This is a genomic window from Pseudomonas sp. MYb327, from assembly GCF_040438925.1.
In the GTDB taxonomy this organism is placed as follows: Bacteria; Pseudomonadota; Gammaproteobacteria; order Pseudomonadales; family Pseudomonadaceae; genus Aquipseudomonas.
Genome location: NZ_CP159258.1, coordinates 2,063,859 through 2,086,536 on the forward strand (window position 1 = coordinate 2,063,859; position 22,678 = coordinate 2,086,536).

Annotated in this window: 25 protein-coding genes; 10 read left to right on the top strand and 15 right to left on the bottom strand. The window is 55.9% G+C overall.

The window, feature by feature from the left end; all coding sequences use genetic code 11:
* Positions 1-46: 46 nt before the first annotated feature.
* The 3 genes from ABVN21_RS09215 to ABVN21_RS09225 all read right to left on the bottom strand — a co-directional run bounded on the left by ABVN21_RS09215 (position 47) and on the right by ABVN21_RS09225 (position 3,602).
* Positions 47-1,654, bottom strand: a complete 1,608-nt coding sequence (locus tag ABVN21_RS09215) for a bifunctional 3-(3-hydroxy-phenyl)propionate/3-hydroxycinnamic acid hydroxylase (protein ID WP_339554535.1) — start codon at positions 1,652-1,654, stop codon at positions 47-49.
* 113 nt (positions 1,655-1,767) lie between these two features.
* Complete coding sequence (locus ABVN21_RS09220) at positions 1,768-2,688, bottom strand: VOC family protein (RefSeq protein ID WP_339554536.1); 921 nt, start codon at positions 2,686-2,688, stop codon at positions 1,768-1,770.
* An 80-nt stretch (positions 2,689-2,768) separates the two neighbouring features.
* The gene (locus ABVN21_RS09225) at positions 2,769-3,602 is read right to left on the bottom strand and encodes a fumarylacetoacetate hydrolase family protein (RefSeq protein ID WP_339554537.1); all 834 of its coding nucleotides are present in this window, start codon (positions 3,600-3,602) and stop codon (positions 2,769-2,771) included.
* A 178-nt stretch (positions 3,603-3,780) separates the two neighbouring features.
* Between ABVN21_RS09225 and ABVN21_RS09230 the strand changes: the two genes are divergently transcribed.
* Positions 3,781-4,488, top strand: coding sequence for an FCD domain-containing protein (locus tag ABVN21_RS09230; RefSeq protein ID WP_150770177.1), 708 nt, complete (start codon positions 3,781-3,783; stop codon positions 4,486-4,488).
* On the opposite strand, the gene ABVN21_RS09235 is transcribed toward ABVN21_RS09230, so the two are convergent.
* The 3 genes from ABVN21_RS09235 to ABVN21_RS09245 form a co-directional block, all read right to left on the bottom strand.
* The gene (locus tag ABVN21_RS09235) at positions 4,459-4,683 is read right to left on the bottom strand and encodes a hypothetical protein (protein WP_339554538.1); all 225 of its coding nucleotides are present in this window, start codon (positions 4,681-4,683) and stop codon (positions 4,459-4,461) included. The genes ABVN21_RS09230 and ABVN21_RS09235 overlap by 30 nt on opposite strands.
* A 261-nt stretch (positions 4,684-4,944) precedes the next feature.
* Positions 4,945-5,547, bottom strand: a complete 603-nt coding sequence (locus ABVN21_RS09240) for a DUF6088 family protein (protein ID WP_339554539.1) — start codon at positions 5,545-5,547, stop codon at positions 4,945-4,947.
* Positions 5,548-5,668: 121 nt separating this feature from the next.
* The gene (locus tag ABVN21_RS09245) at positions 5,669-5,956 is read right to left on the bottom strand and encodes a helix-turn-helix transcriptional regulator (protein ID WP_339554540.1); all 288 of its coding nucleotides are present in this window, start codon (positions 5,954-5,956) and stop codon (positions 5,669-5,671) included.
* 84 nt (positions 5,957-6,040) lie between these two features.
* On the opposite strand from ABVN21_RS09245, the gene ABVN21_RS09250 reads away from it, so the two are divergent.
* Together ABVN21_RS09250 and ABVN21_RS09255 are read left to right on the top strand one after the other, a co-directional pair.
* Entirely contained in the window at positions 6,041-6,487 is a 447-nt protein-coding gene (locus ABVN21_RS09250) for a hypothetical protein (protein WP_339554541.1), read from the top strand.
* A 122-nt stretch (positions 6,488-6,609) separates the two neighbouring features.
* Positions 6,610-6,822, top strand: coding sequence for a BPSL0761 family protein (locus ABVN21_RS09255; protein WP_339554586.1), 213 nt, complete (start codon positions 6,610-6,612; stop codon positions 6,820-6,822).
* Between the two features lie 664 nt (positions 6,823-7,486).
* Here the strand turns inward: ABVN21_RS09255 and ABVN21_RS09260 are convergent.
* The 6 genes from ABVN21_RS09260 to ABVN21_RS09285 all read right to left on the bottom strand — a co-directional run bounded on the left by ABVN21_RS09260 (position 7,487) and on the right by ABVN21_RS09285 (position 12,851).
* On the bottom strand, positions 7,487-7,930 hold the full coding sequence (locus tag ABVN21_RS09260) for a hypothetical protein (protein ID WP_339554542.1): 444 nt from the start codon (positions 7,928-7,930) through the stop codon (positions 7,487-7,489).
* Positions 7,923-8,684 (bottom strand): hypothetical protein, encoded by a 762-nt coding sequence (locus tag ABVN21_RS09265; protein WP_339554543.1) that lies wholly within the window; start codon positions 8,682-8,684, stop codon positions 7,923-7,925. The genes ABVN21_RS09260 and ABVN21_RS09265 overlap by 8 nt, the downstream gene beginning before the upstream one ends.
* A 248-nt stretch (positions 8,685-8,932) precedes the next feature.
* Positions 8,933-9,985, bottom strand: coding sequence for a hypothetical protein (locus tag ABVN21_RS09270; RefSeq protein WP_339554544.1), 1,053 nt, complete (start codon positions 9,983-9,985; stop codon positions 8,933-8,935).
* Positions 9,985-10,548: a hypothetical protein gene (locus ABVN21_RS09275; RefSeq protein ID WP_339554545.1), complete on the bottom strand. Its 564-nt coding sequence runs from the start codon at positions 10,546-10,548 to the stop codon at positions 9,985-9,987. The genes ABVN21_RS09270 and ABVN21_RS09275 overlap by 1 nt, the downstream gene beginning before the upstream one ends.
* A gap of 114 nt (positions 10,549-10,662) precedes the next feature.
* On the bottom strand, positions 10,663-11,643 hold the full coding sequence (locus ABVN21_RS09280) for a hypothetical protein (protein WP_339554546.1): 981 nt from the start codon (positions 11,641-11,643) through the stop codon (positions 10,663-10,665).
* Complete coding sequence (locus ABVN21_RS09285) at positions 11,643-12,851, bottom strand: site-specific integrase (RefSeq protein ID WP_339554547.1); 1,209 nt, start codon at positions 12,849-12,851, stop codon at positions 11,643-11,645. The genes ABVN21_RS09280 and ABVN21_RS09285 overlap by 1 nt, the downstream gene beginning before the upstream one ends.
* Before the next feature lie 150 nt (positions 12,852-13,001).
* Here ABVN21_RS09285 and dnaQ point away from each other — a divergent pair, with 150 nt between their 5' ends.
* The 3 genes from dnaQ to ABVN21_RS09300 all read left to right on the top strand — a co-directional run bounded on the left by dnaQ (position 13,002) and on the right by ABVN21_RS09300 (position 16,879).
* On the top strand, positions 13,002-13,748 hold the full coding sequence (dnaQ, locus tag ABVN21_RS09290; RefSeq protein WP_339554548.1) for a DNA polymerase III subunit epsilon: 747 nt from the start codon (positions 13,002-13,004) through the stop codon (positions 13,746-13,748).
* Positions 13,749-13,994: 246 nt separating this feature from the next.
* Complete coding sequence (locus tag ABVN21_RS09295; protein ID WP_339554549.1) at positions 13,995-16,250, top strand: Orn/Lys/Arg decarboxylase N-terminal domain-containing protein; 2,256 nt, start codon at positions 13,995-13,997, stop codon at positions 16,248-16,250.
* Positions 16,251-16,264: 14 nt separating this feature from the next.
* Positions 16,265-16,879: a GNAT family N-acetyltransferase gene (locus tag ABVN21_RS09300; RefSeq protein WP_339554550.1), complete on the top strand. Its 615-nt coding sequence runs from the start codon at positions 16,265-16,267 to the stop codon at positions 16,877-16,879.
* Here the strand turns inward: ABVN21_RS09300 and ABVN21_RS09305 are convergent.
* Together ABVN21_RS09305 and ABVN21_RS09310 are read right to left on the bottom strand one after the other, a co-directional pair.
* Positions 16,845-17,738, bottom strand: coding sequence for a LysR substrate-binding domain-containing protein (locus ABVN21_RS09305; RefSeq protein ID WP_339554551.1), 894 nt, complete (start codon positions 17,736-17,738; stop codon positions 16,845-16,847). The genes ABVN21_RS09300 and ABVN21_RS09305 overlap by 35 nt on opposite strands.
* A gap of 89 nt (positions 17,739-17,827) precedes the next feature.
* On the bottom strand, positions 17,828-18,055 hold the full coding sequence (locus tag ABVN21_RS09310) for a hypothetical protein (protein ID WP_339554552.1): 228 nt from the start codon (positions 18,053-18,055) through the stop codon (positions 17,828-17,830).
* Between the two features lie 181 nt (positions 18,056-18,236).
* On the opposite strand from ABVN21_RS09310, the gene ABVN21_RS09315 reads away from it, so the two are divergent.
* The gene (locus ABVN21_RS09315; RefSeq protein WP_339554553.1) at positions 18,237-18,797 is read left to right on the top strand and encodes an NADPH-dependent FMN reductase; all 561 of its coding nucleotides are present in this window, start codon (positions 18,237-18,239) and stop codon (positions 18,795-18,797) included.
* A gap of 75 nt (positions 18,798-18,872) precedes the next feature.
* Here ABVN21_RS09315 and ABVN21_RS09320 read toward each other — a convergent pair whose 3' ends face one another.
* Entirely contained in the window at positions 18,873-19,823 is a 951-nt protein-coding gene (locus tag ABVN21_RS09320) for a DUF1853 family protein (protein ID WP_339554554.1), read from the bottom strand.
* Positions 19,824-19,938: 115 nt separating this feature from the next.
* On the opposite strand from ABVN21_RS09320, the gene ABVN21_RS09325 reads away from it, so the two are divergent.
* The 3 genes from ABVN21_RS09325 to ABVN21_RS09335 are packed head-to-tail and all read left to right on the top strand — an operon-like array spanning position 19,939 to position 22,666.
* A complete protein-coding gene (locus tag ABVN21_RS09325; protein ID WP_034146463.1) occupies positions 19,939-20,829 on the top strand; it encodes an NAD(+) kinase in 891 nt (296 codons plus the stop codon).
* Positions 20,829-21,800, top strand: a complete 972-nt coding sequence (locus ABVN21_RS09330; RefSeq protein ID WP_339554555.1) for a metallophosphoesterase — start codon at positions 20,829-20,831, stop codon at positions 21,798-21,800. Before ABVN21_RS09325 ends, ABVN21_RS09330 begins: the two co-directional genes overlap by 1 nt.
* On the top strand, positions 21,797-22,666 hold the full coding sequence (locus ABVN21_RS09335; protein ID WP_339554556.1) for a rhomboid family intramembrane serine protease: 870 nt from the start codon (positions 21,797-21,799) through the stop codon (positions 22,664-22,666). Before ABVN21_RS09330 ends, ABVN21_RS09335 begins: the two co-directional genes overlap by 4 nt.
* Positions 22,667-22,678 lie beyond the last annotated feature (12 nt).

A 22,678-nucleotide genomic window follows, 5' to 3' on the forward strand; every position in this document is an offset into this window, starting at 1 on the left:
TCAGAGTTTTGAAGGGTGGGGCGTCCGTGCCCCCTGGAACTCGGTGTCAGACGTGGCAGGCCCTGGCCTCATGGATGATGGCGTTTTGTTGCAATTGCCCGCGTAGGGAATTGAGTAGCTTCGGCAGCGCCGACAGTTCGGCCACCCCGCCGTAGCAGTAGTAATCGGGGCGCACCACCAGGACCTTGAGCCCGGCCTCGGCCATGAACTGCAAGTACTTGCCGGAAACATCGCGGTAGATGCCCTTGGCGCTGTCAGAGACCGGCGCAAGCCGAACCACTTGCAGGCCGTAGTCGCGAATGAAGCCCAGCTGCTGCGCATCGAGTTGCGCAAGCGGATCTTCGTCACCGCGCACCAGCAAGTGGAAGCCGCGTCCGATGACATCGTCGTAGCGACTGACCTGGCCATCGATTTCTATCGAACCGTGTACACCGAGAATGCCGCGCAATTGGCCATCCTTCTGCAAAAGTCCGTCGGTCAAACCGGGGAACGGCGGCAGCGGAGCGACGTTGCCGCTCAGGTACGCGGCGTCACGTTCGGCGGCCTTCACCGGGTCAGATACGCAGACCACTTTGCCCATCGCCATGGATGCTTCGATCACGGCGCGGATCTGTGGTTTGCGTTCCAGGGTGTAGCTGTCCAGCAGGGTGTCGTCAGCCAGGCCGCGCAGTAGCAGATCCAGGCGCCAGGACAGATTCCAGGCATCGCGAATCCCCGAGCACATGCCCTGGCCCATGAACGGTGGCATCACATGGGCCGCATCGCCGGCCAGCATCACCCGGCCGCTGTGCCAGTTCGAAGCAATGCGCGAACGGAACTGATAGACCGCGTGGCGCACCAGGTCAGCGGTGTCCGGGGTGACCCAACGCGACAGCAGTGACCAGACCTTGTCGGTGTCTTGCAGGTCCTCGAGGGTCTCGTGCGGCAGGCGCATGAACTCCCAGCGACGATAACCGGGGCCGCCGGGGACCATGGTGGTCGGGCGCTCGGGGTTGCACCACTGGCCGATGTCCGGCACGTCCAGTTCCACGCCCGGCTTGGGCTGCAGGTCGACGACCAGCCAGTCTTCCTGGAAACCCAGGTCTTGCCATTCGATGCCCAGCGACTGGCGCACGAAGCTGTTGGCGCCGTCGGCACCGATTACGTAGCGAGCGCGGACGCTTTGCTGTTCTTCGCCCAGCGAGAACTTGCCGTCTTCACGAATCACCCGGTTGAGCACCATGTCGCAGCCGGTGACGTCCTGCTTGAGCGCAGTGGCTTCCCAACCCTGATGGATCTGCACGTTGCTGATGCTTTTGGCTTTGCGGTCGAGGATGGCCTCCAGTGACGGCTGGTTGAACAGGTAGCCGAAGGGGCCATCGCTGATGGACTCGGCCGACCAGTCGATCTCCACCAGTACCTTCCAGTCAGCGTTGAACCACTGGTAGCGCGCCGACGGCTGGGAGATTTTTGCCAGCTCTTCACCCAATCCCATGGAGAGGAATACACGGCGAATTTCATGATCGTAGAAAACGGCGCGCGGGAGCGGGTAGAGCGCTGGCCAGCGCTCGAAGACGGCTACCGTGTAACCCATCTGACCCAACAGAATGGCCAGGGTCTGGCCTACTGGACCGTAACCGGCGATGGCGACATCGACTGTGGTGTGCTGATTCATGACTGTGCCTCGAGTACTTCTCAATGATTTCCGGACGTGGCCGGGCCCGTAGCGCGATCAGGAGGACTCGCGCCATGCAGGAATTTCAGTTGTCTTGGAGGGGGCAGGGAGACTCAGGACGGTACCGGAGTGCCCGCTTCAGTATTGAAAATGAAGTTGTCCGGGACGTCCGGGCCCCACAGGTACAGGGAGTTTTCCGGCGGGTAATCGCCGGCCGGCCATTCACTGCCTTCAGAGATGTAGTCCATGTCTGCCGAGTATTCGCAGAAGGAGCCCCACGGATCCTGCACGTAGTGGAAGTAGTTCGAGCCCAGGCAATGACGCCCCGTGCCCCAGCCTTTGGTGTGGCCAGCCGCAGCCATTTGCGAGGCGCCGGCGCCGACTTCGTCAATGCTGTCGACTTCCCAGGCTGCGTGGTGCCAACCCTTGGCACTGCTCTTGGCGAACGCCACCAGATGGTGATCGCAGCCGTGGGCGGCGTGGCTGAAGGCGATGATGTCCATCGACTTATCCGAAAGCTTCAGACCCAGCGCGTGTTCATAGAAGTGCAGGGCACCTAGGACGTCCGGGGTGAACAACAGGACATGGGACAGGCGGCGAGGGCGAACTCGCGCCAAGCCATCGCGCGTCGTCGCGCCGCGATGGTTGGGCGGGGTAGCGCTGTTGCGGTGGGTCGTCTTTTGGTCGGGCATGGTTTTGGCGCCGACCTTGACCTGCAACAGGTTGCCGTCCGGATCACGGAACCAGATGCCGGCGCCGGGACGATCTTCAAAGCGACCACCCGCTGCTTCGATCTGCTGGCGTAGCGCGGTGAAGTCCTGCTCGTAGCAATTGAAGCTCAGGTACGCCAGTGACTTGGAAGCGGCGGGCAGGATCTTCGCCCACACGTGCCCGTCGGCTGCCCGCAGGAGGAGTTGCTGCGCGCCACGTTCGACTTCGAGGCCGAAGCTTTCGAAGAATTGGCAGGCTTCGTCCAGGGACGGAACGTTCAGCGCGTAATGATCGATTGAATGCACACCATGGGACACGCTCATGATTGCCTCCATTTTTAATTATTGTAGTTATTGCGCGCAGGGCTGGTGGATGGCCCTGCGCCAGGTTTGACGCGGTGTCGTCAGGCTTCGTCAACCACAGGGTTGACCAGCTTGCCAATGCCCTCGATGGACACTTCGACGACATCGCCGGCCTTCAGGTAGACCTTTGGATTCATGCCGAAACCGACGCCGGCCGGGGTGCCGCTGACAATCACGTCGCCGGCTTCCAGGGTCACCGCTTCACTGAGCGTGGAAATGATGGTGGCCACGTCGAACAGCATGTCGTCGGTGTTGGCCGATTGTACAACCTTGCCATTGACGCGGGTTTCCAGCAGCAAACCCATGCCACCGGCTGGCAGCTCGTCAGCCGTCACCAGCACAGGACCGAAGGCTCCGGTGTCGTCGAAATTCTTGCCAACGGTCCATTGCGGCGAAATGAACTGGTAGTCACGGACCGAGCCTTCGTTGAACAGCGCGTAACCGGCGACATGACTGAGCGCATCTTCCTTGCGTATATGACGGCCACCGCTTTTCAGAATGACGGCCATTTCCCCTTCGTAATCGAGGGTGTCGGAGACGCGCGGGCGAATCAGCGGTTTGTTGTGGGCCGTCAGGCTCGAGTTCCAGCGCGGGAACAGGGTCGGGTAGCTCGGCTGGGCGTAAGGGGATTCCTTGGTGTGGTCGGCATAGTTCAGGCCCACACAAATGATCTTGGTCGGACGCTGCATCAGAGGCAGATAGGCGTCTTCGGCGATCTCGACCAACGCGCCGCTGGCTTCGGCACCGTGAGTGGTCAAGTCCACGCCACGGGCCAGCAGGGATTCGATGGATTCGGTACCCAGTACGCGTACACCTTGGGCAGAGACGACACCCAGGACTGGTTGACCTTGATTGAGGAAACGGACGTAGCGCATGACGGTTTCTCTTATTGGCTTGAAAAGGGGCCGGTGTGGAAGGGCAGCCGACCGCGTAGTCACTAAGCTAGGCTCAATAAAATATATCGTCAACAAAAAAATATATATTTTACCAAATGTGAGAAATTTCATGATCTGTGTATGATTCGAACAGACAACGCGTAAAAAGGAGTCAACCGTGAATTCCCCCCTGATCAACTGGCAATCGTCGGAACCCGCTGAAAAGCGCACCATGGCCTCGCAACTCGAAGCAAGGATTCGCCAGGACATCATCAATGGCCAACTGGCGCCCGGCAGTCGCCTGCGCCTCAAGGAACTGGCCGAGGCCTACGACGTGGGGGTGATTCCACTGCGCGAAGCCTTGTCGCGACTGGCCAGCAGCGGTTTCGTCTCGGCGGCGGATCAGAAGGGCTTCAGCGTCGGGCAGATTTCCGCTGCGGAAATCGCCGACATCACGGCTGCCCGGTTACACATCGAATGCAAAGCGCTGGCTGACTCCATTCGCCAAGGGGACGTGGAGTGGGAGAGCCGCGTGCTCGCCGCCCATCACCGGCTTGACCGCCTGACCATCGTCGAAGGCCCGGAGCGCCTGCTCAAGCCGGAATGGGAAAACGCTCACGAGCTATTCCATCAGGCGCTTATCTCCAGCTGCAACTCACCAACGTTGCTGCGCCTGTGTGCGTCTCTGCGGGATCAAACCGCGCGCTACCGCTTCCTGTCGATGCACTACGCCGAGAGCTCCGCGCGGGATGTGCCCCATGAACACCGGGAGTTGATGGACGCGGCACTGGCCAAGGACATCGACAAGGCGTGCGAGCTGCTCGCCAGCCACTACCAGACCACCACCGACTCAGTGTTAAAGCACGCCCTGTTGATCCAGGCCTGAAGTTTTTCCCTGCAAGGGGGAGATCAACGCCTCGACGGTGGCAGGAATGTGCTTGAGTTCGATTTCAGCCTGGTTGAGCAGCCACTCATAGATGGAGCCGGTCAGTAGCGCCTTGATCGCCGTCGCAATCGCGGGAATGTCTGTGCAAGGCGTGCCGTCGGCCTCCTTGAAGCGCATGTTCAATGCTGCGATCACGTAGGTCTTGATTCGATGTATTTGCCCTCTCTTGGTCCCAGAGCGCAGTGGATACAGATTGCCCCGTCGTTGGGAGCCAGCGTGTCGGGAAATTTCGTATGATCGCGCACGTCATTCTCCGTGAAAACGTAGTCACCGCTGTGTCGGCGAAACTTACTTTGGGCAGCCACGTAGGCCATCCATTCAATTTTGATGTTTGCGTAGTTCAGCGAGCGGCAGACGGTCGCAGTAATATTCTTCTAGCAGCAAGAACAGATGGGATTAAAGCGTCAGGGGTCTTCGATTTGATTGGCTGAATGCAGTCTTCATCCATGTGGGAATTTTGCTGTCTGTAAGCCGTTTAAACTCAGCTTGGTCCAGCTTGGCTCGGATCCTTGCAATAGCGGTGTCATTGATTCCTGCTTTACCTATGTAGAAAAGGGCGGCAAGAGCCAAACCAACGTTCGTCCCAGAATGCTGTAATTTTTGAGCGGGGACGTGAAGTAGCTGAATAGTTGTCTGTCCAATTTCCACCTTGCGGCTGGCACCACTGGTGTAAAAAACGGGTTCAATTTGCATTTGAGTACTCAAACCGAAAGCCCTGACTGCCTCAGCCCCATGAATCGCAATTGTTTCACCAGTCACCTGGGCAAGGACTCGGAGTAAGGAGGTGACGTTAGGGCGCACCTGGCCAGCGAAGTGGCTAATTTTCGGCCGCATATAAATGCCGCGCATCAGTCGCTCCAATTCACCCGCTGCAGCTAATCGCGACAAGACCTTGGCCACCGTCTTCCGCGAACCTTCGTTAGCGAAATGATTGATGCAAATAGGCTTTCCTTTTGGCATGCGTTGAATGCGTCTGCCGATATTGCCGGCCACGGACATGCGCGCCTCCTGCGTTGCGCTCCAAGTTAGTACTAAGACTGAAAAGATTCATTGTGCGACATTGCCTCAAGAAGCCTGAATGCTTCACGATCGCACAAATAAAATCACGCTGTGCCGTGCTTTACCGAATCGCTCCTAATACTGAAAGCTCCGCGCGTATTTGGTCAAACAAATCCTCGAGGCAGATATCTTCATTCTGTTGTAGGTAGCAGGATGCCAGTACTGTCATGGGGTGAACCCCTAGCGTGGATGCTAGTTCATGCACTTTTTCAATGGTCGGTCCCTTCAAGCCGCGCTCCAAGGTGCTGAGATAGGTACGACTGCTTACCTCGGAAAAATCTTCCTGAGAGAGCCCCTTGCTCTGCCTCAATCGTCGCAATGCTATTCCAAAGGCTTTTTTCAGTTCCATTTGCTGTGCTCGCAAAAGGAACAATGAGGCCTTTGTGAGCACTATAGAGCTACAATCTATAGTGTTCATTTTCGGAGGGATACCATGTTCTTGACATACCGTGAGACCGAAATGCCGATGGGCAGGTTGCTTAGTGATGCGAACGTCCAGCATTGGCGCTTTGTAGAGCTACCTGTGTGCTGTCATTGGTTTTTTGTTGGCGTTGGTTATGACCAAAATGGCGAGGGAATCTCCAGCACCTTGCTGATCACCAGCACCCCTGAATTCGAACGAATATTGACCGCACGGCGCGAGGGCGTATGGGTCGAGGGCGTAATGTTGGTGAGTCCAGGGCATATGAATGGCAGTGGCCGCTGGAAGATGGAGCGCCTTGAGGAGCTGCGCCAGTCTATCGACGACCGGGACGGCTTCCAGCATTACGTGTATGTGCTAGAAGGTGGGCATAGCTATATCGAGGGAGCCTGTTCTGATCTATCAAGGCTACGCACCGATCGCGTCGTTTTCTCTATTGCAGAGCACCTTCGTCGATAAATTTAGTAACTTAATGATGAAAATTCCCGCCTAATCAGGATCGGTAGAACCACCTTCTGATCCATTTGCTTGCAAATTAATCCCTCAACGAAAGCCGTTGTTTGAGAGGAAAAAATATGACAATGCCTAGCGAGCGCACACGAGCGCTGATTTATACTCGAGACTTTCTGGTCGAGCTTTCGCAAGATCCCACTCTGTCAGAATCTATTCGACGTCAGGCCCGCCAGCTTTTACGGCATTATCCAAATTCAAACGAAATACTGCGAGCAGGGCAACTCGAAGAGCGAAGGATCGACCGACTCACCGAGCCATTCCTGAGCTCAAGTATCGGTTAAGTGCATTGGTAGCTCTTCATCGACCAAAAGTCGTTGATCATGAGTGGGTATTGTTCAGGGCCAGCGGTCGCCCAACACCCGCGGTCACACAATGTGAAGCTTCCTGGCTCACGATGTTTTCAGGCCCCTTACAGCAACAAAAGTCGTCCCTTGCAATACTCAACCTTTTGAGTGTGCGGTGTGTGCCCGTAGGTAACGCCTAGCCGTAGTAGCGCAATCGCCGTATGAAGTGGGAGGCTCGTTTTCGCCTGATGCGGTAGCGATTTTTTTACTCGCCTTAAGTTTAGAATCGACTCCGGAGGAGACATCAGAGGCCCATGAGTATGTAGTCTTAACGGATGGTTGATCTTTGAGCTCGAGCAAGCTGGTAAGAATTAAAGACGGTGGGGCGTCTTATTGGGTATGTACCGCTGAGTCGGGAGAGGCTTTGGCAAAATTGAATATGGAGACGAGGAGGGCGAGACTCCTAACCATCAGAGTTTCACGACGTTAAAAGCTATGGGGGTGCCATCTGAGGCGAGATACAACAATAAAAGTGGTCCTATGCGACTTGGGACAACCGTCTGATCATTGTGTATATCAGAGGCGCCCAAACATGCTAGCTGGTTGTTGGGGGATCTGAGGTGCAGAATTATTCAGAGGCCGCTGACGTGTCTCTGAACGATCACTTATGAGTTCGAGCTCTGTGGGCTTGGGGCTCATGAATGGTCGGGAGCGGAGCCATCAGCCGCTCTCGTGTAAGTCCCGCAATCGTTGCGTTGTAGATCAGCCGGTTCGCGATCTCGGCCATTCTAGTAAGTTCTGCCTTCAGTTCGTCGTTTTCGGCCTGGAGCCGGGTGATTTTTTTCATGGCATCCAATGTGCTCCGTGGCCTTGGCATTTCAACAAGCTTCTGCTTTTCAAACTTTAACTGTTCTTTTTTGGACTTATAAGAGACTTTTATCGAAATTTTCTTGTCAAGCGCCTGACGTGTTGGCGGGTTATCCCACCCGAGTATACCTTGTGCGCCAATGCAGACGGCGTTCCAATCCAGTGCATGCTCGACTGGCCAGTGACGAATCATTTGGGCGATTTTTCTCACATGTTGCTCTGTGATCGTTTTAGGCATTATCGGGACTCCGTAGTAACTCCAGGCAGGCCAGAAGATCATCGCCGTATGTGATGCGTAATTCATTCCTGTCTAGCAACTTCGCGCCTGTTGCTTTGGCTTTTTCGGACACAATCACCTTTTCATGGCTGAAGTCTTCCCCGACCATTTCGATTGGGCTGCCGTCCGGTATTTCAGGGTTGTGTAGGATGACCAGCAGTTGATCGAGTCTTTCGATCTGTGGTCCTGCCTTTTCGGTCCAGCGAGATGCAGCCCGTTCGCCCTCCGCTATCGCCCGTTGGGCGGCCGAGTAAGTCCGCACGAGATTATCACGATCGATCTTTATGATTTCAGCAGCAATCTTGTCGCCCTTGCACATGAGTAGTTCCGAACAATTGAGACAGTCTGCGAACTTATTGCAAGGACCTGCTCTCCAGCTACGACGGCAGATGCCATACCGGCTGCGATGGAATGGTCCATCGCCATAAAGCAGTGTTTCTTCATTGGTGATTGGAGGCAGTGGCTCCTGCTCTTGAGTAGTTCCGAGCACAACAGCGCATTTAGAGGCAGCAATAATTGGGTCATCGTTTAAGTAAGTACGAGTCTGCACGGTGCTAGCGCGACTGCTCCATTCAGTGAGGACCTCCACGGAGACGCCGCTGGCGCGCCCCAGACGGTTGAGTAGGTGGCGGAAGCTGTGAGATTTGAGCTTGGCGATTTGGTATCCGTTTCGGGCGAAAAAATTCATATTCTCTGCTTGTTTACTACCGATCATCAAACGTACTGCATAGTAACTTTGATCAAACGGAGCAAGCAGTACTGGGCTAGTGCATAGCGTCGTTGACAGTTGAAATCGACGAAAGCACAGAAGGGATTCCGACATTTTCAAAGGTGGCTGCGTCGAGCTATTCGGGGATTCCTGATAGGGGAAATGCGGATTGAGCGCTCGGTGCTCGGCCAGCACAAATTGCCACAAGGTGTTCAGCGTAAGACCAGAGAGCTTCCCTTTACCGGTGTGTTTCCTTATGAAGTCGCGGCACCCCCCTGACTGAAGGCTCCTAGAGCCTCTACTACTTGTTGGCATGTTAACTCTTGATCATCAAGAACATCCGGGCAATTTGAGTGGCGATAAAATTTTACTGGATTTGTCTCCATGTAACTCGCGAGGCGACGACCTTCCTCGGTTATCGTGCTTAGCCTCTTTATCGCTTCTTCGGTGACCTCTGCCATGACTTTTGGAATCGGTTTTCGCGCAAACTCCCGGGTCTTCGGGACCCAATATGCGAGGTAATGTTGCATCACTCCATTCTTATCGCGTTCGTTACGCAGACAATCGGTGCGAAATCGCAGCGTCTCGCTAATACGTATAGGAGCGCTTAGCAAAAGTCCGGTGACGCAGGTAATTAAGACGTCTTCAGCGGTATGCGTTTTACTCTCTCCTCGAGAGAACACCTCCGCAATCGCAAGTAGAGCGTCCTGATTTGGTAATTTCTTTGCCTTTACATCTTCTGACGCCCTTTTTCCTTTGATAACATTGGAGCTATTCAAGCCTGTGTAGGGGTGCTTCCAAAGCATTGGATCGACATTGACTATGCAGATGTCCGCAAATGTCTTAAGGATTCCTCGAATGGTAGAACAAATATTGTCGCGGTCAGCAAAAGGTTCAAGAGCGGTGGTGGCTCTTTCCCAGTGCCGTTGTTTGAATCTGGTAATATCCGGTACCTTTGAGTCTTGACTTAAGGCAAACTCGATTACTCTAAGTGCCTGCATATCCTTGCTCAACCCCTTACGTGGGCGAAGCGTATAGCTATAACGCAGATAGGCCTTAGCAAGCTCGGTAAAAGAGGGATTCATCAGTTGATGTTGTTCCGACTTTTTACTGGGGTGTAGTCCGGTATGTTCAAAGCTGATGAAACGGACGCTTCCAAAGGGCAGACACCATCTGCTCGCATTCCATGAGAAATCCTTTAAGTCGGACCAGAGCTCGAGATCGTTCCGGGCGAAAGCGATGAATTTTTTAAGGTTTTGCCGGGCAGTCAACTCGTGTTTTGGTATGAATCGGATAATCTCACTCATTACTTGATTCCCCGTTCGGCTTTCCGAAAATTGCAGCGCGTAATGCAGTTCTCGACAGCTCGAATGTCGGCCGAGAGATCTATGGGTATGAGTAGGTTTCGCGGGCTTCCGATCTTTAGCACTTGCCTCTCGGCTTCCGTTCGCTGCAGTAACGCCTCTAGTACTTCATGATGTGGTGCATCAACTAGAGGCTCAAAATACATGCAGCGATAGCAGGGGATCGGGACCGAAGTTGTCGCACAGAAACTGTGTTTTCCGCAGCGCCCGACATCCTTAAGCTTGCCTTCATGGGCGAACTCCAGCTTGCTGGTCGGGTCGCTTGCTCTTTTTGCTTGATCCTCCGAGTCTATCAATGTACCTGCAAAAGCCATTGCCAGTGGTGCCAGCATGGGAGCCATTGCTTCATCAATTTTCCGTGCCTCCTCCGCAGGGTCGTTGTAATAGGCATGAATTGATCTTTCGGACGTATTGCCCAACCAATGAGAAAGTATGTGCTTGGGCACACCCTTGCGTGCGATCTGGCGTGCTCGCGTATGGCGCATCCGTATTGCAGTTACAATCATTGTCTGTCCAGTGCGTGGACTAATCGGCGCTTTCGGTATCTTTATCCGTAAGGGGTTTTTTAAGTATTTGCAAGTTGGGGAATTATTATGCCAAGCGATAATTCTACCAATATTTCACTTTGGCAGATGTAAAAGCTCGCTGCCTAAGTGGTCCAAAAGGTTGTACTGGTGGCGAGTCTCAATGAGTTGTTGAGCCTCCTTAATGCGTCTTTTGCTGCAAAACAATGGCAGTATTTTAAATTGATCGTCCGTTAGTGTTCTGCTTAGAACATTCTCATACAATTCTCTCACTTCCTGTAATTGTATGCAGCATAAGTCCCAAATGTGGTCAGGTAGCGGGTGAGTTTCGGGCTTACTATCGCGAAAAGAAGTCTCGGCGGCTAAGTCCTTTGCGCCGGGAAAATCAATGTAATGTCCTATGTTGCCTAGGCTGTCTGAGTTGCAAATGTCCCCAACTTTTAAGTAAGCAATCTGTATGGGTCTCCGAGCATATTGCATTGATAGCAACTTAATGAGCGTCACTTGGGTGCAACTGGTGCCGTTATCGTAATTTTTCCACACGACAGAGAGTAGACCATCATACTCCTCATTGGTGAGCCAGCTCTTCTCGGGATCGTCAGAGAGTACATGGCGAGGACCATTGCGATGGGGGGAAGCATCATTTAGAAAGCTCAAAACATCTTGATCGATGATATTGCTATCTCGCTCCCGCCACTGTAGCAAAAATCGGGTCATCATTTTTTTGTTGCGCCGGAATCCTGAGTTTTCAAGTGCTTGCGCTATCCAGTTTAAATCAAAGGAGCTTGTGGAAATTGAGTTTAGGAGCGACTGAAGCATTGAAAAAAAACCGACATAGCTGCTGGTTGCATAGTCTCCCTGATCTATGAAGGAAATCACTTGTTGTTTGAATGATGCTTTCATGGATGAGCTCATTTGAGAAAGCGCTTTGGTCATGAAGAAACTAGTTCCCCCTAAATGGGCTAGAACTTCACCTTCCCAGTAAAACGAAGCCCCTTGTAGAGCGGCGCGTTCTGTTCGTTTGAGATCAGCCTCTAACAATTCGTGGGTGTCTGCAAAAAGAACTTTTTTTTTCATTAGAAAATCTTCCTTGTGTCAGAGGCAATTTTAAAACCAATTTCAAGCGATTTTTGCTCGATGTGGCGGAGGTTGTAGCGCCTTGACATAGGTGAGTCTGGTTCCCAACCCATCAATTGCTCCCTTAAGGTCCGTTCTTGTTCAAACGGCATGCCTTCTTTATCTACTTGCTCTGAAAAACGGTAATTCCAGTCGTGTCGCAATAAGTGGGGATGAATTGGAGTGAGGGAGTTAAAAATGTGTTTAAGGTTCGCTAGTCCCGAGCTAAACGCGGTATTGGGTAGCGCTTTGCCTTGGTTGTGTCCGCCACGGTGGACGACAAAAATGAAATCCTGATCCGAGAACCCGACCCTGGGTACTTCAGCTCTCCAATTGTTTCGATAGTTTATTAGTTGCTCTTCGAGGATTCGTGATATCGGAACTCTGCGTCCTAGTGTTTTGGCAACGGGTTGATGTAGCCGAGTGTCAACCGCATCATGGTGGTTAAGCTCAATATCAAGGTAAGCACTGTCATCGCCCCCTGCCTCTATGAGGTGCCTGAGTTTCAAGCTCAGTAGTTCGCCGGACCGCATACCCGTTTCGTAAAGAACACGGAGCATGACAACATTACGCAGTCTTGATCCACGGTCTTGCGGTTTCCGTAAACTATCAAAAGGCTGATCGAACAGATCCAACAACCTGTTGCGAGATTCAGAAGGCAACTTCGTAGTCACAATTCGTCGATCTCGCGCGGATTTAGAACCGGCCTTGCGCCTTTTCTTGTTCAGCAGCTTCTTTTTCTGTTCCTGGATGGCATCCTTGACGTTGCTCGTGTTGGAATCAGTTATGACCTCTTGCGCAAGCCAGCTTATGTAGTCTGCTGCATACGCTAAATACGTGTTGTACTTGGGGCTGCTGATGACGCTTCCCTTACTACCCAGCTTGCTGGCACGCAGAAAGTCCGCTAGGTCATCAATCTGTGCAGCGCTGAGAAATTTCAGGCTTTGAAAACAAGTAGCTAAATCAATGTTCCTGCTGAACTCCCACTCACAGATTCGCTTGATCGTTGCGAGATAGACCTTCTGCGTTTCGTGGGTCGTGGATGGTCTGATCGATCGCGCAATGTAGGCAGTTGGGTAGAACAGCGGAAAGCCCGGTTCGCTAGCCTCGTAGAGCTGAGAAAATCGTTCACCGTCTGCAGCAATGAAAGTTTTGATCGTAAAAGCCATATTTACACCTTGGCGTACATTGATGGAACGCTCGGCACCGTTTACGTCTGATCATTGGTCGTTGCTGTGAATTTCTTGCGGTATGTTAAGATTTAGCGCGTATTTAAAGGTGGCTATGCGATGACGGTTTACACAAATACAGCTAACAGGATGGTAGTACTCGATACCGAAACTACCGGCATGCCGGTAACCGACGGCCACCGGATTATCGAAATCGGTTGTGTCGAGTTAATCGGTCGACGCCTGACCGGCCGACATTTCCACGTTTACCTGCAACCGGATCGCGAAAGTGATGAAGGCGCCATCGGCGTCCACGGCATCACCAACGAGTTTCTGGTGGGCAAGCCGCGATTCGCTGAAGTGGCCGAAGAATTCTTCGAATTCATCAAGGGCGCGCAGCTGATCATCCATAACGCGGCGTTCGACGTTGGCTTCATCAACAACGAATTCGCCCTGATGGGCCAGCACGATCGTGCGGACATCACGCAACATTGCTCGATCCTCGACACCCTGATGATGGCCCGGGAACGTCACCCGGGGCAGCGCAACAGCCTCGACGCCTTGTGCAAACGCTATGGCGTCGATAACTCCGGCCGTGAATTGCACGGCGCCTTGCTCGACTCCGAGATTCTCGCCGACGTTTACCTGACCATGACTGGCGGCCAGACCAGCCTGTCGTTGGCCGGTAATGCGTCCGATGGCAATGGTCCCGGTGAGGGTGCGGATAACTCGGCCACGGAAATCCGTCGCCTGCCGGCCGATCGTCAGCTAACGCGCATCATCCGCGCCAACGAAGACGATCTGGCCCGACATGCAGCGCGCATGGAGGTCATCGCCAAATCTGCCGGTGCCCCGGCATTGTGGGTGCAGTTGGCTGAAGCTGAAGCTCAGGCATAGAAACACACGTTTTTGTGGCGAGGGAGCTTGCTCCCGCTGGGTAGCGAAGCGTTCCCCGTATTTTTCACTGGCAGCAGATTCGCAGGTTTTACGACAGCTGGGCAGTCGAGCGAGAGCAAGCTTCCACGCTTCAAAATGGTGCGCTCATCGTCCGGTATCGGGCATCCCGCTCGCCACATCCGCTTCAACCCTCTACCCTGAGGTGATTGGCAGGCTCTGATCTGCCGCCTCAGGATACTGAGCCTCATGTACAAAGATTTGAAATTTCCGGTCCTGATCGTCCACCGCGACATCAAGGCCGACACTGTCGCCGGTGACCGTGTGCGGGGGATTGCCCGGGAACTGGAGCAAGAAGGTTTCAGTATTGTCTCGGCCGTGGACTACACCGAAGGGCGTCTTGTTGCTTCGACTCATCACGGCCTCTCGTGCATGTTGATCGCGGCGGAAGATGCCAGCGCCCACTCTCATTTGTTGCAGAATATGGCCGAACTGATCGGTCTGGCGCGAGTGCGTGCCCCCGATCTGCCGATCTTTGCCCTGGGTGAGCAGGTGACTCTGGAAAACGCGCCCGCCGACGCCATGGCTGAACTCAATCAACTGCGCGGCATCCTCTATCTGTTTGAAGACACCGTGCCATTTCTCGCTCGTCAGGTGGCCCGGGCCGCGCGCAAATATCTGGATGGTTTGCTGCCACCATTCTTCAAAGCCTTGGTGCAGCACACCGCCGACTCCAATTATTCGTGGCACACCCCCGGCCACGGCGGTGGCGTGGCGTATCACAAAAGTCCAGTGGGTCAGGCGTTTCACCAGTTCTTCGGCGAGAACACCCTGCGTTCGGATTTGTCGGTTTCGGTACCGGAGCTCGGTTCGTTGCTGGATCACACCGGGCCATTGGCAGAAGCGGAGGCCCGTGCGGCGCGAAACTTCGGCGCCGATCACACCTTTTTTGTGATTAACGGCACGTCGACCGCCAACAAAATCGTCTGGCACTCCATGGTCGCTCGCGATGACCTCGTGCTGGTGGATCGCAACTGTCACAAGTCGGTGTTGCACTCGATCATCATGACCGGTGCCATCCCGTTGTACCTGTGTCCGGAGCGTAATGAACTGGGCATCATCGGCCCGATCCCGCTCAGTGAGTTCAGCATCGAATCGATTCAAGCCAAGATCGACGCCAGTCCGTTGACCCGGGGCCGGGCGCCCAAGGTCAAACTTGCGGTGGTAACCAATTCAACCTACGACGGGCTCTGCTACAACGCCGAACTGATCAAGCAGCAATTGGGTAACAGTGTCGAGGTGTTGCACTTCGACGAGGCCTGGTACGCCTACGCGGCGTTCCATGAATTTTTCGCCGGGCGTTACGGCATGGGCACGTCCCGCAGTGACGACGGCCCGTTGGTGTTCACCACACACTCCACGCACAAATTGTTGGCGGCGTTTAGCCAGGCGTCGATGATTCATGTTCAGGACGGCGGCGCCCGGCAACTCGACCGTGATCGCTTCAACGAAGCCTTCATGATGCACATCTCCACGTCGCCGCAATACGGCATCATCGCCTCGCTGGATGTGGCGTCGGCCATGATGGAGGGCGGGGCCGGGCGTTCGCTGTTGCAGGAAATGTTTGACGAGGCCCTGAGTTTTCGCCGGGCGTTGGCCAATCTGCGCCAGCACATTGCCGCTGACGATTGGTGGTTTTCCATTTGGCAGCCTCCTTCGGTGGAGGGTATCGACCGTGTTGTGACGCAAGACTGGCTGCTGCAACCGGAGGCCGACTGGCACGGCTTTGGTGGCGTGACTGACGATTATGTGCTGCTCGATCCGATCAAAGTCACCCTGGTGATGCCGGGGCTGACCGCGGGCGGCGCACTCAGCGAGCGTGGGATTCCCGCAGCGGTGGTCAGCAAATTCCTTTGGGAACGCGGGCTGGTGGTGGAAAAGACCGGCCTGTATTCGTTCCTGGTGTTGTTCTCCATGGGCATCACCAAGGGCAAATGGAGCACGCTGCTCACCGAGTTGCTGGAATTCAAGCGCAGTTACGACGCCAACGTCAGTCTGGCCACGTGCCTGCCTTGCGTGGCGCAACAGAATGTCGCGCGCTATCAGGGCATGGGCCTGCGCGACTTGTGCGATCAACTGCATGCCTGCTATCGCAGCAACGCCACAGCCAAGCATCTCAAACGCATGTACACGGTGCTGCCGGAAATCGCCATGAAGCCGGCTGACGCCTATGATCAATTGGTGCGTGGCGAAGTCGAAGCGGTGTCGATCGATGCTCTGCACGGGCGTATCGCCGCCGTCATGCTGGTGCCTTATCCGCCGGGGATTCCGTTGATAATGCCCGGCGAACGTTTTACCGAGTCGACCCGTTCGATCATCGACTACCTGGCATTTGCTCGCACGTTCGACAGCAGCTTCCCGGGGTTTGTCGCTGATGTGCACGGCTTGCAACACGAAGACGAGGGCAATGGGCGGCATTACACCGTCGATTGCATCAAGGAATGAGGACCTTTCCCAGTATGCAACCGGTTATAAATCCGAATTACCCAGGGCTGTCGGTGCGCGTGGCCGACGAAGGCTTTGCCGCGTACATATGGGGTAGCGATTTCAGTTTTGAAGTCGCCGCCTACGGTACTCCCGAAATAGGCCAGCCGGTGGAGCAGTGGCGGGTCACGCCGATCACCCCTTATCGCAAGTGCTATGGCATCGATCCCGAGGAGTTCAGCAGCTTTCGCGACGCCGCCGACAGTGCGATTTTCATGGCATATCTGGACGATGAACCGGTGGGCCACTTGGTAATCAGCACCAACTGGAACGGCTTTGCCCACATTGACGAACTGGCGGTGCACGCACCGGCGCGACGCCATGGCGTGGCCAAGTCGCTGCTGGATGTGGCGCAGTTCTGGAGTCGCAAGAAGAAACTGCCGGGCATTATGCTCGAAACCCAAAACAACAATCTGGGCGCCTGCCGGCTGTATGAGCGTTGCGGATATGTGATTGGGGGCATCGACCATCTGCGCTATCGCGGCATCGATCCCAATACTGCCGAAGTGGCGCTGTTTTGGTACCGATTGTTCGATAACCCGCTGGAAAACCCGATCAGCTCACCAGCATCGCCGCGGCTTGTTCCGTGATGATCGCCAGCAAGGTCTGAATGGCGGGTGAGGGCTCGCCGTTTTTCAGGGTCAGGGCGTAGAGGCTGATCGGCACCGCCGGTGCCAGCGGGCAGGCGTCGAGCCCCACCGACTTCGCGCCGAGGGCGGTGAAGGGGTCGACAATAGCGAGGCCTTCACCGGCCTCGACCATGCTGCGCATCATCTGGTGTGTCTGAACCCGGGTCTGGATGACCGGCGCCGGGCGCAGCGCATGCAGTTTGTTTTCGAGCGCCGGACTGAGTGGGTCATGACCTTCGAGGCCGACCATCGCTTGACCGGCCAGATCCTGTAGCGAGATGTATTTCTGCTTTGGTTGCAGCCAACCGTGTGGGGCGAGCAGTTGCAATTTGCCTTGTGCAATCGCCTGACACTGAATATCACCATGCTCCGGATCATGCAGGCTCAGACCGAGATCGCTTTCACGCAGCAGCAGGCTTCGGACGATCTCACGGGTGGGTTGGCTCAACAGTGTACAAGGCGCGTCGGGTAGGCGTCGGCGCAGCGCGGCGATGCTTTGCGGCAATAATTGTTGGGCCAGGGGCGGGGTGCAGATGATGCGTAACGGCGGGGCAAGGTATTGCTTGAGGCTGCTGGCCAGGCGCTGCAGTGGTTCGAGCGCATCGTAGACGCGGGTAATTTCGACCTGCAACGCCCGGGCTTCACGCGTGGCCTGCAAGCGTCCGCGAACGCTGGAGAACAGCATGAAACCCAGCTGATCCTCGGCGTCGCGCAAAATACGCTCGACTTCGGCCACCGGCAACTGCAGCCATTCGGCGGCGGTGCCCAGGTGACCGGTCTGCAGGAGCGCCTGGATCACTTCGATATGGCGTAAGCGCATGCGTGAAGTCCATGTTCAGCAGGGTGATGGAGTCAGTGGCTGAATCCTAACCCAAGTCCGCGCATATGACTTCTGCTCATAACGTCGAGTTATGAAGCGACGTGCGTGACCGGCTCACGGATGATGGTCACGCCCGATTGCACCAGCAGAAATTGATCTTCATCAACCTTGTTTACGCGATCGCCAATGGCCAGCTTGTAGGTGGTGACGGGTGCGAATCCATCGGCCGGCGGGGTGGATTCCTGGAACTCATGTACGGAATAAATGCGGCCTTCCGCGTCTCTTGCATGGAACTGACCGACGAGTACTGCTGCCATCTGCTTAGAACCTCTGGAGATAAATCACTCATGTGCGGTTGGATAGACCGCCACCAAGTACGGTAAGTTTTCCTACATATAAAAAATAATCAGGGCGCAGATATACCTACGTTCACTGGTTGAACCTTCACCTGATCATCTATAACTACAGGCTCCTCCCACGGACAATCGAGAGTCTTCCATGAGCAATGTCTATAACGTCGCCGTAGTGGTCGGCAGCCTGCGAAAAGCATCGATCAACCGCAAGGTCGCCCTGGCGCTGGCAGATCTGGCGCCGGCCAATCTCAAGCTGAGCATTGTCGAAATCGGTGATCTGCCGCTCTACAACGAAGACATTGATGGTGCTTCACCGCCGGCAGCCTACAGTACTTTCCGGCAACAGGTGAGCTCATCCGACGCAGTGCTGTTCGTCACCCCGGAATACAACCGCTCGGTGCCAGCCCCGTTGAAAAACGCCATCGACGTGGGTTCGCGTCCCTACGGTCAGAGTGCCTGGAGTGGCAAGCCGGGTGCGGTGATCAGTGTTTCTCCGGGCGCGGTCGGTGGATTTGGCGCCAATCACAACTTGCGCCAGTCCATGGTGTTTCTCGATGTGCCGATGATGCAGCAACCGGAAGCCTACCTGGGCGGCGCTGGTTCGGCGTTCGATGAAGCGGGTAACCTGTCCGAATCGGTCAGGCCGTTCTTGCAGAAATTTATCGATGCCTACGGGAAGTGGGTCGAACAGCACAAAAAGCTTTGATGCTGCGGATTACGAAGGGCTGACCAGTCGGTGGACAGGTCGCGCCGGGGGAGGGGCATGTGATTCGATTGTGACTCAACCCTGCCCCGGTACATTCGGCCAAAGATCCGCGACCAGGAACAACCGTTCCGCTTCCTCCCAGTCGCCCAAAGCATTTTCCGTCAATCGCACCAGCAATTGCGCCGGTGCCAGCGGCTCCAGTTCGCTCAGCCAGGCATCCAATTGTTCATCGTTCCAGGTTTGCTCCGCTGGATAATGCGCCGGCGCCAGCCAGGCATGGCGGGGCAGGGGTTGCCAACGGCCAGGCGGGCTCTGCGCGAAAAACTCCGGCCAATCCTTTTGGTGCAGCCAGCGACCGCGCAAGTGTTGTGGGTGTGCGCTACTGGGCGATGCCGCCTGTCCCGGCCATGGATAGAGTAAATAGCCGCCCAGCCACAAATGGGCGCTGAACTGCTGAATATCCAGCGCGGCCAGCACTTCGCGGCTCTCTGGTCGCGCGGAAATCGGCAGTTGATGCTGGCTCAGGTGCGCCAGTTTACGATCCAGCCGATCGTGGCAACCCGGGCCGAGCCACTGCGCGGCGTCATGTCCGTCACCATTTTGCGGGCCGAGGTAAAGCTTGATCGCCAGTTCCAGGTGATGCACGCCGTCGCGATCACGCAGCAGCATGTCCAGCTCGCCCAGCGTATGGCCTTCGCGGCGGATCGGCATGTTGGCGGCAATCAACTCGATGCCGGGCGCGTGCTGCACGGCAAATTGCCATAACCGTTCGTAGTACAAACCCAGGCGCCGGGTGCGTGCCTGGGCCAGCCAGTGCAGCAAACCGTAGCTGTCGCGGTCGAGCTTTCGCAGCCAGTGTTCCAGGAGATCCGGGGCCTGCACCCAGTCGCTGCCGGCCAGCGGATGACGTTGCGGCCACGGCGTGGCGCCAAGCATCGGCGGCGCCAGGATGACCCATGCCAGGTCGCGCACTTCAGGGTGGCGCAACTGGTGGGGTAACTGCAGCAAATCTGGAAATAGGATCATCTTGCGAGCATAGCCCGAATCGCGAGCACACCTTGAGGCTGAAAGGATTTTGTCTATGCAGCGCTTTCGCCCATAATCCTCCTTTTCACCGTCGCTGCCCTTCATTAGGAGCCCCATGGAGCAATTTCGTAATATCGGCATCATCGGTCGCCTGGGCAGTTCTCAGGTGCTGGATACCGTCCGCCGACTGAAACGCTTTCTGCTCGATCGTCACCTGCACGTGATCCTCGAAGACACCATCGCCGAGGTGCTCCCGGGCCATGGTTTGCAAACCTCATCGCGCAAGATGCTCGGCGAAGTCTGTGACATGGTCATCGTGGTCGGCGGTGATGGCAGTTTGCTTGGCGCGGCTCGTGCGCTGGCCAAGCACAATATCCCGGTGCTGGGCATAAACCGTGGCAGCCTGGGCTTTCTCACGGACATCCGCCCCGATGAGCTGGAAGTCAAAGTCGCCGAAGTGCTCGACGGCCACTACCTGGTGGAAAACCGTTTTCTTTTGCAAGCCGAAGTCCGCCGCCACGCCGAGGCCATTGGTCAGGGCGATGCACTGAACGACGTAGTGCTGCACCCCGGCAAATCGACCCGCATGATCGAGTTCGAGCTGTATATCGACGGCCAGTTCGTTTGCAGTCAGAAGGCCGACGGCCTGATCGTCGCCACGCCGACCGGTTCGACCGCTTATGCGCTGTCGGCGGGCGGCCCGATCATGCATCCCAAGCTCGACGCTATTGTGATTGTGCCGATGTACCCCCATACCTTGTCGGGCAGGCCGATCGTGGTCGATGGCAACAGTGAGCTGAAAATCGTCGTGTCCAAGGATATGCAGATCTACCCGCAAGTCTCGTGTGACGGTCAAAACCATTTCACCTGCGCGCCAGGTGACACCATCACCGTCAGCAAAAAGGCCCAGAAGCTGCGCCTGATTCACCCGCTCGACCACAACTACTATGAAGTCTGCCGAACCAAGCTCGGCTGGGGCAGCAAGTTGGGTGGTGGAGGCGACTGATGCTCGATCCCGCGCGTAGCTACGACCTGATCGGTGACGTGCACGGTTGCGCTCTGACCCTTGAGCATTTGCTCGACCGGCTCGGTTATCAAAAACACGGCGGCATCTGGCGCCATGCCTCGCGCATGGCGGTGTTCGTCGGTGACATCATCGACCGCGGCCCGCGGATTCGCGAGGCGCTGCACATCGTGCACGACATGGTCGAGGCCGGTCAGGCGCTGTGCATCATGGGCAACCATGAATTCAATGCTTTGGGCTGGGCCACACCGGCACTGCCCGGCAGCGGCAAGCAATTCGTGCGCGAACACACACCGCGCCATGCCCGTTTGCTGCATGAAACCCTGACCCAATTCGAAAACCATCCGGGCGACTGGCATGACTTCCAGCAGTGGTTCTATGAGCTACCGTTATTCGTCGATGCCGGGTGTTTCCGCGTGGTGCATGCCTGTTGGGACGCCGGCTTGATCGAGCCGCTGCGCGCGTTGTTCCCCAATGGGTGCGTCGACGAGCACTTTCTCCAGTCGTCGGCCATTCCGGGCAGCTTTGCCTGCACCGTGTTCGACCGGCTGCTGCGCGGCACCGACATGCGCTTGCCCCATGGCCTGACCATGACCAGCGGCGATGGCCTGACGCGTTCGTTCTTTCGCACTAAATTCTGGGAAGACGACCCGCAAACCTACGGAGACATCGTGTTCCAGCCAGACGCCTTGCCGGATCCCGTGGCCCGAACGCCACTGTCCTCCAGCGAAAAAAACACCTTGCTGCGCTACGGCATCGACGAGCCATTGCTGTTCGTCGGCCATTACTGGCGCAGCGGCAAACCGGCGCCGATCCGCCCGAACCTGGCCTGTCTGGATTACAGCGCCGTGCTCTACGGCAAGCTGGTCGCCTATCGCCTGGATCAGGAAAGCCGTCTCGATCCCCATAAATTTGTCTGGGTCGATGTTGAGCGACCGGAGGTGCTGCAATGACGGCCATCGCGGTATTGCGTCTGCCGCTGGCGGTGGATTTGAGCGGATTCGTCAAACTGCTGCAGCGCATGCAGGTACCCCATCGGGTCAGCGAAGAAGCGGGCGAGCAGGTGTTGTGGGTGCCGGCGAATATCAGCGAAGACGTGCGCGTCTTGTACGAACGATTTCCGGCGGGCGATCCCGATGAAAAACTGCACATTCCGGTATCTCAGCAGGCTCGCCGGCCAAGTTTCGCCTCGCAGGTTCGGCACGGCAAGGCGACCACACTGGTCTTGCTGCTCACCATTATCGTTGGCGCAGTAACGCTGTTGGGCGACAACCTCGAAACGATGCGCTGGCTGACATTCCTCGACTATCGCGTCGTTGGCGAGTACATCCATTTTGTGCCATTGGCCAATAGCCTGGCGGCGGGGCAGTGGTGGCGGTTGGTGACGCCGATGTTGATTCACTTCGGCATCCTGCACCTGGCCATGAACGGCATGTGGTACTGGGAGTTGGGGCGGCGAATCGAATCGCGCCAGGGCAGTGTCAACCTGATCGGCCTGACCTTGCTGTTCAGCCTCGTTTCAAACTATGCCCAGTTTGTTTTCAGCGGGCCGACCCTGTTTGGCGGGTTGTCCGGGGTGTTGTACGGCCTGCTCGGGCATTGCTGGATCTTTCAGATTTTTTCGCCGAACACCGCCTATCGCCTGCCCCGTGGGGTATTGGCGATGATGCTGATCTGGCTGCTGCTGTGCCTGTCCGGGCTGGTCTCGATGATCGGCTTCGGAGAAATTGCCAACGCGGCCCACGTCAGCGGGTTGCTCGTCGGATGCTTGACCGGTTTGTTGGGTGGTTTGTACAACCGCCGTAAACTGGCCGCCTAAACAGTTATATGA

Coding starts and splice junctions, on each gene's coding strand:
- ABVN21_RS09215 (WP_339554535.1), bottom strand. CDS start 1,654: ATGAATCAGCACACCACAGTCGATGTCGCCATCGCCGGTTACGGTCCA.
- ABVN21_RS09220 (WP_339554536.1), bottom strand. CDS start 2,688: ATGAGCGTGTCCCATGGTGTGCATTCAATCGATCATTACGCGCTGAAC.
- ABVN21_RS09225 (WP_339554537.1), bottom strand. CDS start 3,602: ATGCGCTACGTCCGTTTCCTCAATCAAGGTCAACCAGTCCTGGGTGTC.
- ABVN21_RS09240 (WP_339554539.1), bottom strand. CDS start 5,547: ATGTCCGTGGCCGGCAATATCGGCAGACGCATTCAACGCATGCCAAAA.
- ABVN21_RS09245 (WP_339554540.1), bottom strand. CDS start 5,956: ATGGAACTGAAAAAAGCCTTTGGAATAGCATTGCGACGATTGAGGCAG.
- ABVN21_RS09250 (WP_339554541.1), top strand. CDS start 6,041: ATGTTCTTGACATACCGTGAGACCGAAATGCCGATGGGCAGGTTGCTT.
- ABVN21_RS09255 (WP_339554586.1), top strand. CDS start 6,610: ATGCCTAGCGAGCGCACACGAGCGCTGATTTATACTCGAGACTTTCTG.
- ABVN21_RS09260 (WP_339554542.1), bottom strand. CDS start 7,930: ATGCCTAAAACGATCACAGAGCAACATGTGAGAAAAATCGCCCAAATG.
- ABVN21_RS09265 (WP_339554543.1), bottom strand. CDS start 8,684: ATGATCGGTAGTAAACAAGCAGAGAATATGAATTTTTTCGCCCGAAAC.
- ABVN21_RS09270 (WP_339554544.1), bottom strand. CDS start 9,985: ATGAGTGAGATTATCCGATTCATACCAAAACACGAGTTGACTGCCCGG.
- ABVN21_RS09275 (WP_339554545.1), bottom strand. CDS start 10,548: ATGATTGTAACTGCAATACGGATGCGCCATACGCGAGCACGCCAGATC.
- ABVN21_RS09280 (WP_339554546.1), bottom strand. CDS start 11,643: ATGAAAAAAAAAGTTCTTTTTGCAGACACCCACGAATTGTTAGAGGCT.
- ABVN21_RS09285 (WP_339554547.1), bottom strand. CDS start 12,851: ATGGCTTTTACGATCAAAACTTTCATTGCTGCAGACGGTGAACGATTT.
- dnaQ (WP_339554548.1), top strand. CDS start 13,002: ATGGTAGTACTCGATACCGAAACTACCGGCATGCCGGTAACCGACGGC.
- ABVN21_RS09295 (WP_339554549.1), top strand. CDS start 13,995: ATGTACAAAGATTTGAAATTTCCGGTCCTGATCGTCCACCGCGACATC.
- ABVN21_RS09300 (WP_339554550.1), top strand. CDS start 16,265: ATGCAACCGGTTATAAATCCGAATTACCCAGGGCTGTCGGTGCGCGTG.
- ABVN21_RS09305 (WP_339554551.1), bottom strand. CDS start 17,738: ATGCGCTTACGCCATATCGAAGTGATCCAGGCGCTCCTGCAGACCGGT.
- ABVN21_RS09310 (WP_339554552.1), bottom strand. CDS start 18,055: ATGGCAGCAGTACTCGTCGGTCAGTTCCATGCAAGAGACGCGGAAGGC.
- ABVN21_RS09315 (WP_339554553.1), top strand. CDS start 18,237: ATGAGCAATGTCTATAACGTCGCCGTAGTGGTCGGCAGCCTGCGAAAA.
- ABVN21_RS09320 (WP_339554554.1), bottom strand. CDS start 19,823: ATGATCCTATTTCCAGATTTGCTGCAGTTACCCCACCAGTTGCGCCAC.
- ABVN21_RS09325 (WP_034146463.1), top strand. CDS start 19,939: ATGGAGCAATTTCGTAATATCGGCATCATCGGTCGCCTGGGCAGTTCT.
- ABVN21_RS09330 (WP_339554555.1), top strand. CDS start 20,829: ATGCTCGATCCCGCGCGTAGCTACGACCTGATCGGTGACGTGCACGGT.
- ABVN21_RS09335 (WP_339554556.1), top strand. CDS start 21,797: ATGACGGCCATCGCGGTATTGCGTCTGCCGCTGGCGGTGGATTTGAGC.